Source organism: Porphyromonas pasteri (assembly GCF_014647755.1).
Lineage (GTDB): Bacteria > Bacteroidota > Bacteroidia > Bacteroidales > Porphyromonadaceae > Porphyromonas > Porphyromonas pasteri.
Genome location: NZ_BMPU01000006.1, coordinates 1 through 13,111, shown reverse-complemented (window position 1 = coordinate 13,111; position 13,111 = coordinate 1). Strand labels below are relative to the sequence as shown.

Sequence of the window (13,111 nt, the reverse complement as noted above, 5' to 3'; positions counted from 1 at the left end):
AAAAACTTATTACATTTGCTATACTAAAGTAGTACAATTTATTAAGAGCTATTAGAGTACACTCCCTTGCGTGGTGCCGAGCCTCGAGCTTTGCCCGCCTCTCGAGTGGGTGTGTGTCGAATGAAGATCCATCCTACCCTTAAGTCCATCCTCTGGATTGTAGTCCCACTGCTCCTCGGTGGGTTGGGCTTCTATGGCCTCTATCGTGATACCGACTGGCACGAGCTGCAGGAGACCCTCCGTACGGGGGTCAACTATCCCATCCTCCTTTTCAGCCTCCTCTTTGGACTCATGAGCAATCTCTGCCGAGGCTTGCGCTGGGAGCTCCTTGTGCGCCCGCTCACCGCTGGCGAAGCACCTCCACGGCGCATCAATGCCGTCTGCACGGTGCTTGGCTCCTATACGGTGAACATGGGGATACCTCGCTCGGGTGAGGTATGGCGCTGCGTAGAGATGGAGCGCCGTGAGGACATCCCCTTCGCTGGGCTCTTCGGTACACTCATCGTCGACCGCCTGACGGACGTGACGATGCTGGGGCTGATCCTCCTCGGCATTATCCTCAGCTCGACAGACTTCTTCATCGGTTACTTCGCCTCCCACCCCGAGCTGGAGGCCTCACTCCGCGCCTTCATCTACTCCCCGTGGTCGGTGGTGCTGGTGGCCTTCGGGCTGCTCGCTCTCGGAGGCTTCATCTGGCTCCTGCGCTACCGCCGTGGGAGCCGTATCGCACAGTTCTTCCTGCATATCTGGGACGGGATGATGAGCATCCGCTATATGCCACATCGTGGGCGCTTCCTCCTCCTGACGCTCCTCATCTGGATCGGGTACTTCTGCTACTTCTACTTCGCGCTCTTTGCCTTCGAGGCTACGCGCGACCTTCCCCTCTCCGTGGCAAGCATCGCCTTCGCCATGAGTAGTATGTCGGTCATCGTGCCCGTCCAGGCGGGTATGGGGGCGTGGCATGCTGCGGTCATCATTACCTTCACTACCTTTGGTATGGCTACCCAGCCTGCGAAGGACTTCGCCCTCATCGTGCACACAGCGCAGACGCTGTGGATCACGCTCGTGGGCCTCATCGCGATCATCGCTCTTCCCATCATCAATAGACACTACACGCGCAGACGCACCGCACCAGCTGCGAGCGTGCGCTGAGCATAACTATCCATTATTCATCTTAAGAACGAATCGACTATGGCTGCTGAAATCAAGACCCTGTCTCCTGCTCACGTGTGGAGCTACTTCTATGATCTCACACAGATCCCCCGCCCGACGTTCCACACTGAGGCGGTCCAAGAGTACCTCCTTGCTCTGGCAAAGCGTCTGAACCTCGAGGCTCAGCATGATGCTACGGGCAATATACTCATCCGCAAGCCTGCTACTCCTGGCCTCGAAGGACGCCCCGTGGTGACCCTGCAGGCCCACATCGACATGGTGCCCCAGAAGAATAGCCACATCGAGCATGACTTCACCAAGGACCCCATCGATGCCTACATCGATGGCGAGTGGGTGACGGCGCGTGATACGACGCTCGGCGCAGACAATGGTATCGGCGCAGCCTATATGATGGCCGTTCTCTCCGACGATACCCTCAAGCACGGCCCCCTCGAAGCCCTCTTCACCGTAGACGAAGAGGTCGGTATGGTCGGTGCCAACGGCCTACAGCCTGGCTTCTCTAAGGGAGATATCCTCATCAACCTCGACAGCGAGGACGAAGGTCTTCTCTTCGCTGGCTGTGCAGGTGGCCTTGATGTCAACGTCAAGCTCGAGTACAAGGATCAGGAGCCCACGCCCGAAGGGGATATCGCTGTGCGCATCAGCCTGACGGGGCTGCGCGGAGGTCACTCGGGTATGGATATCATCCTCGGCCGTGCCAACGCTAATAAGCAGCTCGTACGCTTCCTCAAGGAGGCTATCGCCAGCTACGGCGCTCGCCTCGTGCACCTCGAAGGGGGCTCAGCTCGCAATGCGATCCCTCGCGAAGCCTTCGCGCTCGTGACCATCCCCGAAGCAGAGGCTGACGGCCTGTGGGAGTTCGCTTCGGACTTCCTCGACACTCTGCAGACGGAGTATAAGAATATCGAGGACGGCATCAGCCTCAGCCTTGAGCGCACGGATCTACCGAAGACGGTCATCCCCGAAGAGATCCAGGACGGCGTCATCGGCGCCCTCGATGCGTGCATCAATGGCGTGCAGAGCATGCTCACCGACTTCCCTGGCATCGTAGAGTCCTCTACGAATATGGCGAAGATCTTCGTCGGCGACGGTACCTTCACCGCTACCTTCATGCTGCGTAGCTCCTCGGAGAGCCGCAAGGAATACGTCGCTTCTCAGATCGAGAGTGCGATGAATCTGGCCGGTGCTGAGGTCGAGTTCGCTGGTGCCTACAACGGCTGGGCGCCCAATGCTGCCTCCGCCGTCCTCAAGACGATGCGCCGCGCTTACGAAGAGGTCACGGGTAAGTCCCCCGAGATCACTGTCGTCCATGCAGGGCTGGAGTGTGGTATCATCCAGGGCGTCATGCCTGATATGGATATGATCTCCATCGGTCCTGACCTTCGCTCGCCCCACTCTCCTGACGAGAAGGTGCACATCGCCTCTGTCGAGCGCACCTGGAAGGTCCTCGTCAAGGCGCTGGAGCTGATTTAATTCGCATACCAAGACCCTAAGTATATCATCACAAGAAGAATTTAGTAAATGAGTAAGACAGCTTATGTATTCCCTGGCCAAGGCGCCCAGTTCGTGGGTATGGGGAAGGAGCTTTATGAGAATCATCCCTTAGCCAAGGAGCTCTTTGAGAAGGCCAACGATATCCTCGGATTCCGCATCACGGACATTATGTTCGCTGGTACGGATGAAGAGCTCAAGCAGACGAAGGTCACGCAGCCCGCGGTCTTCCTACACTCCGTCATCCGTGCGCTCTGCCTCGGTGACGAATTCCAGCCCGATATGGTCGCTGGTCACTCTCTCGGTGAGTTCTCCGCACTCGTCGCTGCTGGTGCGCTGAGCTTCGAAGACGGTCTGCGTCTCGTCTCCAAGCGTGCTCTGGCTATGCAGGAGGCTTGCGAAGCTAACCCTGGTACGATGGCTGCTATCCTCGGTCTGCCCGATGAGAAGGTCGTCGAGATCCTCAAGACCATCGAGGGTGGGGTAGTCATCGCTGCCAACTTCAACTGCCCTGGTCAGCTCGTCATCTCGGGTGATGTCGACGCTGTCGACCGCGCTTGCGAAGCCCTCAAGGAAGCTGGTGCTAAGCGTGCTCTGCGCCTCAACGTCGGTGGTGCCTTCCACTCACCTCTGATGGAGCCTGCTCGCGTCGCGCTCGCCGAAGCTATCGAGGCTACGGAGTTCCACTCACCTCGCTGCCCCATCTATCAGAATGTACCAGCCCACGCTGTCAACTGCACGCACGGCATCAAGAAGAACCTCATCGCTCAGCTGACGGCTCCCGTACGCTGGACGGAGAGCGTACAGGCTATGGTCGCTGACGGTGCTACGCGCTTCGTCGAAGTAGGCCCTGGTGCTGTCCTTCAGGGGCTGGTCAAGAAGATCGCTCCCGCAGTAGAGACCGAAGGTAAGCAGTAAGCTCCGCCTCCGCTCTATACCCCCCAATAGACCTCCGCCCGGCCCTCTCCCTTCACGGAGACGGCCGGGCGGCGGTGCTTTATGTCGGTGCTACGGAGTACCCCAGCAGTGGGGAGATAGGGGGCCGTGAAATACTCACTTTTAGGTATTGTGCTCACTTCGTGTGCGCTATACCTTTGTATGGCATTTACATCCGTTCCCTAATTTCACCAATTGTATATCCGTCAATGAAGAAATGTATACTCCTGGGGCTGCTCGTGTGGAGCACTGCAGCTCGAGGCGAGACGCTATTGCCCGTAGCTACCCCAGATACCCTCTCTACTAAGGCTGCGACGCCTACTGCAGCACAGCTCCGTGGTCGTGTCACCGACTCCCATGGCGCTCCTGTCGAAGGAGCGGTCATCGCCGTAGGGGATCCACTGCTTCGCCTTACTGCTCATGCCGATAAGGAGGGACGCTTCGCCCTCGATGGCCTACCTGCGGGTCGCCAACCGATCATCATCCAGGCGATGGGCTATATCACACAGCGCCGCTTCCTTTCCCTCGGAGAGGCTGGGACGACGGGTGAAGAGCTACACTTCATCCTCGATGAGCGCGAGCAAGCACTGCCTACCGTCGACGTCATCGGTCGCCGTGAGCAGTCGTATCGCAATGCGCTCTCTTTCGCTGGGACCAAGACAGCGACGCTCCTGCGAGACGTCCCGCAGTCCATTGGCTACGTCACGAAGGAGCTTGTCTTGGACCAAGGTGCCATCACCGTCAACGAGGTGGTGAAGAACATCAGCGGCATCAACCAATACTCCTTCTACAATGACTTCTCGATCCGTGGCTTCCGTGCTACGGGGAACCGCAATTCGGGCAACCTCCTCAATGGTATGCGCGCACAGACCAGTCTCTGGCGCCAGTCGTCGCTGGCGAATATCGAGCGCGTTGAGGTTATCAAGGGCCCTGCCTCCGCCCTCTTCGGGAATGCTGCCCCAGGTGGTGTCATCAATCGTGTGACGAAGAAGCCCCTCAATATAGCCCGTCGCTCGGTATCGCTGACGGCTGGGAGCTTCAATACAAGTCGCGCCTATGCCGACTTCACGGGCCCGCTCAATGAGCGCAAGACACTCCTCTACCGCCTCAATCTCGGCTATGAGAATTCGGATACCTTCCGTGATCTGCAGAAGCTCACGACACAGATCGTAGCCCCCTCGATCACCTACCTGCCCTCAGATCGTACTCGCCTCAATGTAGACCTGGTGTACACCAGCAGTGCGGGGAAGCTCGACCGTGGTGTCGCGATTTTTGGCGATGGGGATCTCTTCTCCCGCCCTATCTCTTCTACGCAGTCGGCAGCCAATGACTATCTGCGTGAGCAGACGCTGAACCTGACCTTCGCTCTCTCGCATCAGATCGCCGAGGGGCTCCTCTTCAATAGCACCTACCTCTACTCCTCCTATAGTGAGGATATGATGGAGCACTCGCAGGATAATGCCTTCGTCAAAAAGGCGGACGGCACGGATGACCCCGCCCTCGTCCTGATGCGTGTCACGAAGCGCTTCCGCAACTTCCGCAATCACGCCTTCAATAACTACTTGACGTGGAATGTCGCTACGGGAGCCGTCCAGCACAAGCTCCTCCTGGGCTATGACCACTTCAATACGCAGCTGGCTCCAGGCTCGTCCTACATCGAGGCAGGCGGCTACCTCTTAGCTAACGGTGGTACGGCGAAGACCTTCAAGAAGGCGGATATCGCTAAGTACCTCCTGGATAAGGACGGCAACCCACGTACGAACGTCCCTGCCTTCGACCTCAACTCCACCGTCGGCAATCAGTATCAAGACGTCACGAAGTACATCTACGAGTCGAAGGCCGTACGCCCCTCAGATCAGTACACCAATGGGATCTATCTGCAGGAGCAGCTCTCATGGCAGCGTCTGCAGCTCCTCCTCGGTGCTCGCATAGAGTGGTTCACCGACGTCGTGCAGGATGCTAAGGGCGTGAAGACCCGCACGCACCAGCATGCCTTCACTCCACGTGTAGGCTTGGTCTATGGTATCACGCCCTCTACCAATGTCTACGCTACATGGATACGAGGCTTCGAGCCGCAGGCCGTCTCTGTACAGAGTGATCCCACTTCGGGTGGTCCTTTTGACCCCGTCCAGAGTGAGCTGTGGGAGATCGGAGCGAAGGGCGACTACCTCAATAGCCGCCTCACGGCGACGCTCAGCCTCTTCAGCCTCCGCCAGCGCAATACGCTCTACAATGCGGGGATCACGGGTGAGCCCAACCGTATGGTGCCCATCGGCGAAGAACTCTCGCGAGGCGTAGAGCTTGATGTCACTGGGAAGATCCTGCCCTACTGGAGCGTGATGGCCAGCTACAGCTACAATGTCGCTGAGATCACTAAGGCCGCTGATGGGACGAAGGACCTCAACCTGCAGCGTCCTGGTACGCCCCGTCATTCGGCAAACGTCTGGACGAAGTTCGTCATCCCTCAAGGTGCACTTGAAGGCCTTGGTATCGGCTTCGGTGTGCATGGTGTGAGTGAGCGCCTCGGGCAGGTCGGCCGCCGTGCCAATGTAGTCACCTATCCTGGCTATGTCCTCCTCGATGCAGCTCTCTACTATAAGGTGCGCGATGTACAGCTCCAGCTGAACGCAAATAACCTGCTGGATAAGCGCTACTACGTCTCGGGCTACGACCGTCTGCGCTCCTTCCCTGGCTCTCCACGCAACTTAAGCCTCTCAGCGACTTACCGCTTCTAAGGCTGCTTGTCACTTCCTCTCCCCGTCCCCCGCTATGCCCCTCGTGTAGGGTGCATAGCGGGGGATGCTGTATCTGGCCTATTCCTATTGGCTCGTCATCGGAGACTGTTGCCGCGAGTCCTGCCCTCTATTTAGAGTGGTATTGCACGCCCGGCTCCCCGATACGCCTCTCCGAAGTGATACACAAGCCCTTCGCCTTATCGCGCGTATTCCTCTTATCCAGCGGAGGAAAAAGTGTCCTTCTCGTGAAGAAAAAAGCGCCTTCACGTAGTGGCTTTCCTCTGTCTATGCACGTAGTCTTAAAGACCAGGCACGTCAGTCCTAATATCCACGTACGTAGATATTAGATCCACGTACGTAGATCAAGCTTATCAGCCACTCGTCCACAACTTTTATCCCTACACGGAGCAACAACCTAATAGAGGTCACTTCACAAAGCTATATAGGAATCGATCACAAAGCTATATAGCTTTCTTCACCATCCTATATTCCGCTCCCCTGCGAGCCCAAAGAAGAGCCCCGCTAAGAAGCCGAATGGCGGTATATTATTGTTATCTTTGTCTGTAGAGAATAAACATAGGGGCGACGGGGCTTGAAAAGGCTTTGCTTCGCCCCGCTAATGTGCTTACAACTACACTACAACATGGTTGCACCACGCGCATCTATCCTCTTGGTCTACACCGGAGGGACGATCGGGATGCTTGAGAACCCTGAGACGGGTGCTCTCGAACCCCTTGACTTTAATTACCTGCAGGACAACGTCCCCGAGCTGCGCCTCTTGGGCTGCGATATCTCCAGCGTGGAGTTTCAGCCACCGCTGGACTCCTCGGCTATCACTACCGAGCACTGGGTGCAGCTGGCTCGTGTCATCGAGGAGAACTACGATAAGTACGACGGCTTCGTCATCCTCCACGGCACCGATACGATGGCTTATACCGCCTCGGCACTGAGCTTCGTCTTCGAGGGGCTCGCTAAGCCTATCGTCTTCACTGGCTCACAGCTCCCCGTGGGGAAGCTCCGTACGGACGGGAAGGAGAACCTCATCACGGCTATCGAGATCGCTGCAGCGCGTGACGAAGCAGGCCGCCCACGTGTGCCTGAGGTATCGCTCTTCTTCGAGAACTATCTGATGCGTGGCAACCGCACGAGCAAGATCAGCGCCGATCAGTTCAGCGCCTTCGAGTCGTACAACTATCCCCATCTGGCTTATGCCGGTATCGAGATCCGCTACCACGACGCCGTCATCGCAAACGCTCATGTGGGGCGTACGCTTTCGGTGCGCCCGTACTTCGACCCTCATGTGGCGGTCTTGAAGCTCTTCCCTGGTATCACACGCGAGGTCGTCGAAGCCGTCCTCTCCGTGCCTTCGCTGCGCGGGGTGGTGATGGAGACCTTCGGCAGTGGCAATGCGCCGATGATGCCTTGGTTCCTCGATGCGCTCCGTGCCGCTGTGGCGCGCGGTGTCGTCATCGTGAATGTCACGCAGTGCGTCACGGGCTACGTCGATATGACGCGCTACGAGACGGGCGTCCTCCTCGAGAAGATCGGGCTGGTCAGCGGGCGTGATGCCACGACCGAGGCCGCACTGACGAAGCTGATGTACCTCCTCGGTCAGGGCTTCAGCAGCGAGGAGGTCAGCCGCTTGATGGCCATCCCTCTGCGCGGAGAGATGAGCCTCGATCAGGAGATGGAGGGCTTCTCCCGCGAGATCTCCATCTATCGCCGATAGAGGCGACACGTATCTACACCCAGATCCACGAATGATAAGATTTATGTGCCTCTCCAGTGGGAGCAGTGGGAACTGCTACTACATAGGAGACGAAGCGGGGGGCTTCCTCATCGATGCGGGGATCCCTATCCGCACTATCACCAAGACCCTCAAGGCTGAAGGCATCCCCCTCGACGGCGGAGCCATCCACGGGGTCATCGTCACGCATGACCACGCCGACCATATCCGTACCGTCGGGGTCATCGGGGGCGTCTATCACCTGCCCGTCTATGCCACGCGGCTGGTGCACGACAGCATAGCCAATAGCCGCTTCGTGCAGGACCCTATCGGCCCCTCGCGCCGTGAGATCAAGATCTACGAACCCTTCACCGTAGCAGGCTTCACTATCGAGCCCTTCCCCGTGCCGCATGACAGCGCGGAGAACGTGGGCTACCACATCACGAAGGGCGACTTCCGCTTCACGCTCGCTACCGACGTCGGCCACGTCACTGACGATATCGCCGACTATATCGGCCGTGCAGACCACGTGGTACTCGAGGCGAACTACGACCCCGAGATGCTACGCAGTGGGAGCTATCCTGAGTTCCTCAAGGGGCGTGTCGCCTCGCCGCAGGGGCACCTCTCCAATGATGAGGCGGCCGAACTCCTCGCTCGTGTCTATCACACGGGTATGAAGAACGTCTGGCTGTGCCACCTGAGTAAGGACAACAACCACCCCGATCTCTGCTGGAAGACCGTCGAGCAGCGCCTCTTCGCCGAGGGCATTCGCGTGGGCAAGGACCTCTCGCTCACGGCACTGAAGCGCACGACTGCTTCGCCGATGTATCTTTTAGAGCCTTAGCGCTGTTACCTCTACAGAGCGGGTACATCACCCCCGCCTTACCCCTATCACTATGGATACAGAGAAGTATAAGCTATATACCAAGGGCGGCGACAAGGGCCGCACCTCCCTGGTCGGTGGGCAGCGCGTGCCCAAGTACGACATCCGTCTGGAGAGCTATGGCACGATCGATGAGCTGAATTCGTTCGTCGGCGTGTTGCTGGCACACGAGCTCGAGGAGGAGGATAAGAAGTTCCTCTTCTGGCTACAGCACAAGCTCTTCTCCGTCGGTGGCTACCTCGCTACTGACACCACGCAGGACGATGTGCACACCGTGACCTCCGTCACTGAGAGCGCCGTGGCACGTGTCGAGCGTGAGATCGACCGCCTTGACGATATGGTGCCACCTATCAAGGCCTTCATCCTCCCCTCGGGTGGAGCGATCACGGCCGCTGCGCACGTCTGCCGTACCGTCTGCCGTCGTGCCGAGCGCATCATCTACCGTCTCAATAGCGAGACGCCGCTGGATGTGAATGTCCTGCGCTTCGTCAATCGCCTGAGTGACTACTTCTTCGCCCTGGCACGTAAGGAGGTCTTCCGCATCAATGGTGAGGAGATCGTCTGGACTTACGACCACGAAGACCTGTAGCCCGTATCTCTACCTGCCTTTTCTCTCATCCTCTTCGCTCCCGACCTCCGATGAATAAGCTCACTCAGCAGCAGAAGCTCGACCAATCGCTTTCGCTCACGCCCGCACAGATCCAAGCCATCAAGATGCTGGAGCTCACAGGGCTGGAGCTGGAGGCACGTATCGAGCGTGAACTGGAGGAGAACCCCGCACTCGAAGAGAACGACGATGTGCCCCAGCAAGATGGCTCCGACGAAGAGCCGACGTCCTCCGATAGCGACGACCAAGACTGGGAGCTCGGAGAATACGCTACCGAGGATGATATCCCCGACTACAAGCTCCGTGAGCTACAAGAGCGCCAGTCGGTCCGCGAAGAGATCCCCTTCGCAGCTGGTGCCCCTTCGCTTGATGAGTATCTGATGGAGCAGCTTGCGCTCGTCACTCCGCTGGAGGGGACGCGCCGCGAGATCGCACGCTACATCATCGGGAATATTGACGACGACGGCTATCTGACACGCTCTGTCGAGGAGATCGAGGATGATCTGCTCTTCAAGGCAGGCCTCTCCGTCACGCCCGAAGAGATCGCCGAACTCATCCGTCTGGTGAAGACGCTGGATCCCGCTGGTATCGGTGCACGCGACCTCAGAGAGTCACTCCTCTTGCAGATCGAGCGCCTGCCAGCTGACCCCCTGCACCGTGAGGCGCAGCGTATGATCGAGCATCACTACGACGACTTCGTCAATAAGCGCTTCGACCGCCTATGTGCGGCACTCGGTGTGAGCGAGGAGCGCCTCTCCGAGCTCTACGCCTTCATCTCGCACCTCAGCCCCAAGCCAGCTGGTGGCTACGGCGATGATAGCGAAGGGCGCTTTATGCACATCACCCCCGACTTCATCGTCACTGAGCGTGATGGCGAGCTCTTGATTTCGCTTGTCGGTGAGCGAGATCTGCCCCCCTTGCGCCTAAGTCCCACCTACCTTGCCCTGCTCGAGCAGCACAAGGATCAGCGTGATGGCTCGCGTCAGAGCCGTGAGGCGATGACCTTCCTGCGTCACAAGGTCGAGCAGGCCCGCTGGTTCATTGATGCCATTCATCAGCGTGAGGAGACCCTGCGCAAGACGATGACCGCCATCGTCGAGCACCAGCGTGCCTTCTTCCTCACGGGAGAGGTGTCGGCCCTGCGTCCGATGATCCTCAAAGATATCGCCGAGGCTACAGGCCTCGATATCAGTACGATCTCACGTGTGAGCAATAGCAAGTCCGTGCAGACCGACTACGGAGTCTATATGCTGAAGTTCTTCTTCGGCGAAGGCATCCTGAATGACGAAGGTGAGAGCGTCTCCACCCGTGAGGTCCGCGAAGCCCTTGCCGAACTCATCGCAGGTGAGGACAAGCGTCAGCCACTCTCCGATGAGCAGCTCACCCAGCTCCTTGCTGCCCGGGGCTATCCTATCGCCCGTCGTACCGTGGCGAAGTACCGTGAGCAGCTCCGTCTCCCCGTGGCGCGTCTGCGTCGCGAGCTGTAAGTCCCGCACCCTCCCATTACGCATAAAGCACGAGCGGTCGCAAAGCATCTATTGCTTTGCGACCGCTCGTGCTTTTGTTTCTCCCGCTTCTTCGGTGAAGCGTGCGAGGGTAGGGGAGGCCTTCCCTTAGATCGAGAGGATGCGCAGGGCCTCGACGAGGTCCGTGTCGATGGGCTTGTTCTTCTTGATTGCCTTCGAGAAGGGCACGTACACGAGGGCATCATTGACGATCCCGATCATCACGTTGCGCTGCCCCTCGAGGAGGGCTTCGATGGCGGCGACACCCATGCGGCTGGCTATGATGCGGTCTTGTGCGCTGGGTGAGCCCCCGCGCTGGATGTGCCCAAGGATCACGACACGCACGTCGAACTGTGGGTACTCCTTCTCCACGCGCTCGGCGACCTTCATCGCCCCGCCCGTGCTCTCGCTCTCGGAGACGAGCACGATGCTACTATTCTTCGTCTTGCGGAAGCCGTTCTCGATCGTCTCAGCGAGCTGGTCTTTCTCGAAGGCAAACTCGGGGATGATCGCAGCTTCTGCTCCCGAAGCGATAGCGCCGTTGAGGGCAAGGAAGCCAGCTTCACGCCCCATCACTTCGACGAAGAAGAGGCGATCATGTGAGGAGGCGGTGTCGCGGATCTTGTCCACGGCGGAGACGATGGTGTTCAGCGCCGTGTCGTAGCCGATCGTGAGGTCGGTGCCGTAGAGGTCGTTGTCAATCGTGCCAGGAAGCCCAACGATGGGGATATCGAACTCTTCGGCGAACTCACGTGCACCGGAGAGCGACCCGTCGCCACCGATGACGACGAGGGCATCGATCCCGTGGGTACGCATCGTCTCATAGGCCAAGGCGCGACCTTCGGGCGTGCAGAACTCTGGGCAGCGTGCAGTCTTGAGGATCGTACCCCCGCGCTGGACGATGTTGCTCACGTGCTGTGTCTCGAAGTCTTCGATCTCTCCAGTGATCAGTCCCTTGTAGCCGCGGTAGATCCCCTTGACGCGGATGCCGTGGTAGATAGCTGTGCGGGTGACCGAGCGGATGGCGGCATTCATGCCGGGCGCATCACCGCCAGAGGTCAGTACCCCTATACATTTGATTGTAGCCATAGTTGCTGTTCTTATTTCAAAGCAATCTTATACCAATTCTTCTACCAGCAAAGGTACTGCAATTCTCACCCCGATATGCTACCCTTATGCCTCCCTGTGGTGAGCGTGAGTGTATCGTCTTGAAATGTAGCTTGATATAAGCGACCTCATCCAAGCGCTATGGTGGGGTGGTGCGAATCTATATAGGTTCGTGCTGCGACCAATATGAAACTGTTGCTCCGCGTAAGGATAAAAGTTGTGGACGAGTGGCAGATAAGTTTGGGCTACGTGCGTGGACGATAAATCTACGTACGTGGATATTTGGATTGACGTGCCTGGTCTTTAAGACTACGTGCATAGATGCGGAAAAACCACTATGTGAAGGTGCTTTTTTCTTCACGAGAAGGACACTTTTTCCTCCGCTGGATAAGAGAAATACGCGCGATAAGGCGAAGAGCTTGCGTATCGCTTCGGAGAGGTATATCGGGGCGCTGAGTGCGCGATGCCTTAGCATAATAAGTAGGGACAGGACTCTCGCCTGCAGTCTCAATATAGGTTAGCCCAGCGATCTATATAGGTTGATATCACCCCTCTCGTGAGAGGTCCCCTCCCCTTATCAGCGAGACTTATGCTCCTCGGGATGTGACTTCCTCCATCTTACTATATATAATGTACGCGCGCGAAGAGGATCCTCCTCTTGAGAAAGTGCGCAGAATCTTGCACTTGGATTTGGATATTCGGCGGAAATTGCTGTATCTTTGCAGTCGCAAGTCAGGCGGACGAGCAGCGAATGACAGGGTTTAGATCGAGAGTGGTAACGAAAAAGTTTCGCTCAAGATTTGGTGGAGTGAAAACTTTGCTTTACCTTTGCACTCGCAAAAGAAACGAACAGCCTTGCGGCGACGCGGGAAGTTTGACTTTAAGAGATCTTTGAGATAATTGATATTGACAAACAGAAGTGTAGTAACAAACGTTTAGGGAAATGAA

General features: G+C 57.7%; 9 protein-coding genes. 8 read left to right on the top strand and 1 reads right to left on the bottom strand.

Annotated features, from left to right (window positions below; genetic code table 11):
- The first annotated feature begins 120 nt into the window (after window positions 1-120).
- The 8 genes from IEX77_RS08055 (at window position 121) to rpoN (ending at window position 11,038) form a co-directional block, all read left to right on the top strand.
- On the top strand, window positions 121-1,152 hold the full coding sequence (locus IEX77_RS08055; RefSeq protein ID WP_188808468.1) for a lysylphosphatidylglycerol synthase transmembrane domain-containing protein: 1,032 nt from the start codon (window positions 121-123) through the stop codon (window positions 1,150-1,152).
- 39 nt (window positions 1,153-1,191) lie between these two features.
- On the top strand, window positions 1,192-2,646 hold the full coding sequence (locus IEX77_RS08050) for an aminoacyl-histidine dipeptidase (protein ID WP_188808467.1): 1,455 nt from the start codon (window positions 1,192-1,194) through the stop codon (window positions 2,644-2,646).
- A gap of 48 nt (window positions 2,647-2,694) precedes the next feature.
- A complete protein-coding gene (gene fabD / locus IEX77_RS08045; protein WP_009432871.1) occupies window positions 2,695-3,582 on the top strand; it encodes an ACP S-malonyltransferase in 888 nt (295 codons plus the stop codon).
- Window positions 3,583-3,809: 227 nt separating this feature from the next.
- Window positions 3,810-6,335, top strand: a complete 2,526-nt coding sequence (locus IEX77_RS08040; RefSeq protein ID WP_188808466.1) for a TonB-dependent receptor — start codon at window positions 3,810-3,812, stop codon at window positions 6,333-6,335.
- Window positions 6,336-6,978: 643 nt separating this feature from the next.
- Complete coding sequence (locus IEX77_RS08035; protein ID WP_009432866.1) at window positions 6,979-8,064, top strand: asparaginase; 1,086 nt, start codon at window positions 6,979-6,981, stop codon at window positions 8,062-8,064.
- 31 nt (window positions 8,065-8,095) lie between these two features.
- Window positions 8,096-8,905, top strand: coding sequence for an MBL fold metallo-hydrolase (locus IEX77_RS08030; RefSeq protein WP_044115832.1), 810 nt, complete (start codon window positions 8,096-8,098; stop codon window positions 8,903-8,905).
- Between the two features lie 52 nt (window positions 8,906-8,957).
- The gene (locus IEX77_RS08025) at window positions 8,958-9,533 is read left to right on the top strand and encodes a cob(I)yrinic acid a,c-diamide adenosyltransferase (RefSeq protein WP_044115833.1); all 576 of its coding nucleotides are present in this window, start codon (window positions 8,958-8,960) and stop codon (window positions 9,531-9,533) included.
- A gap of 50 nt (window positions 9,534-9,583) precedes the next feature.
- Window positions 9,584-11,038, top strand: coding sequence for an RNA polymerase factor sigma-54 (gene rpoN, locus IEX77_RS08020; RefSeq protein WP_188808465.1), 1,455 nt, complete (start codon window positions 9,584-9,586; stop codon window positions 11,036-11,038).
- Between the two features lie 126 nt (window positions 11,039-11,164).
- Here rpoN and pfkA read toward each other — a convergent pair whose 3' ends face one another.
- Window positions 11,165-12,145 (bottom strand): 6-phosphofructokinase, encoded by a 981-nt coding sequence (gene pfkA, locus IEX77_RS08015; protein WP_188808464.1) that lies wholly within the window; start codon window positions 12,143-12,145, stop codon window positions 11,165-11,167.
- Window positions 12,146-13,111: the final 966 nt, after the last annotated feature.

What these genes read in the sequence shown, in the direction of transcription:
- IEX77_RS08055 (WP_188808468.1), top strand. Translation starts at nt 121, where the DNA reads ATGAAGATCCATCCTACCCTTAAGTCCATCCTCTGGATTGTAGTCCCA.
- IEX77_RS08050 (WP_188808467.1), top strand. Translation starts at nt 1,192, where the DNA reads ATGGCTGCTGAAATCAAGACCCTGTCTCCTGCTCACGTGTGGAGCTAC.
- fabD (WP_009432871.1), top strand. Translation starts at nt 2,695, where the DNA reads ATGAGTAAGACAGCTTATGTATTCCCTGGCCAAGGCGCCCAGTTCGTG.
- IEX77_RS08040 (WP_188808466.1), top strand. Translation starts at nt 3,810, where the DNA reads ATGAAGAAATGTATACTCCTGGGGCTGCTCGTGTGGAGCACTGCAGCT.
- IEX77_RS08035 (WP_009432866.1), top strand. Translation starts at nt 6,979, where the DNA reads ATGGTTGCACCACGCGCATCTATCCTCTTGGTCTACACCGGAGGGACG.
- IEX77_RS08030 (WP_044115832.1), top strand. Translation starts at nt 8,096, where the DNA reads ATGATAAGATTTATGTGCCTCTCCAGTGGGAGCAGTGGGAACTGCTAC.
- IEX77_RS08025 (WP_044115833.1), top strand. Translation starts at nt 8,958, where the DNA reads ATGGATACAGAGAAGTATAAGCTATATACCAAGGGCGGCGACAAGGGC.
- rpoN (WP_188808465.1), top strand. Translation starts at nt 9,584, where the DNA reads ATGAATAAGCTCACTCAGCAGCAGAAGCTCGACCAATCGCTTTCGCTC.
- pfkA (WP_188808464.1), bottom strand. Translation starts at nt 12,145, where the DNA reads ATGGCTACAATCAAATGTATAGGGGTACTGACCTCTGGCGGTGATGCG.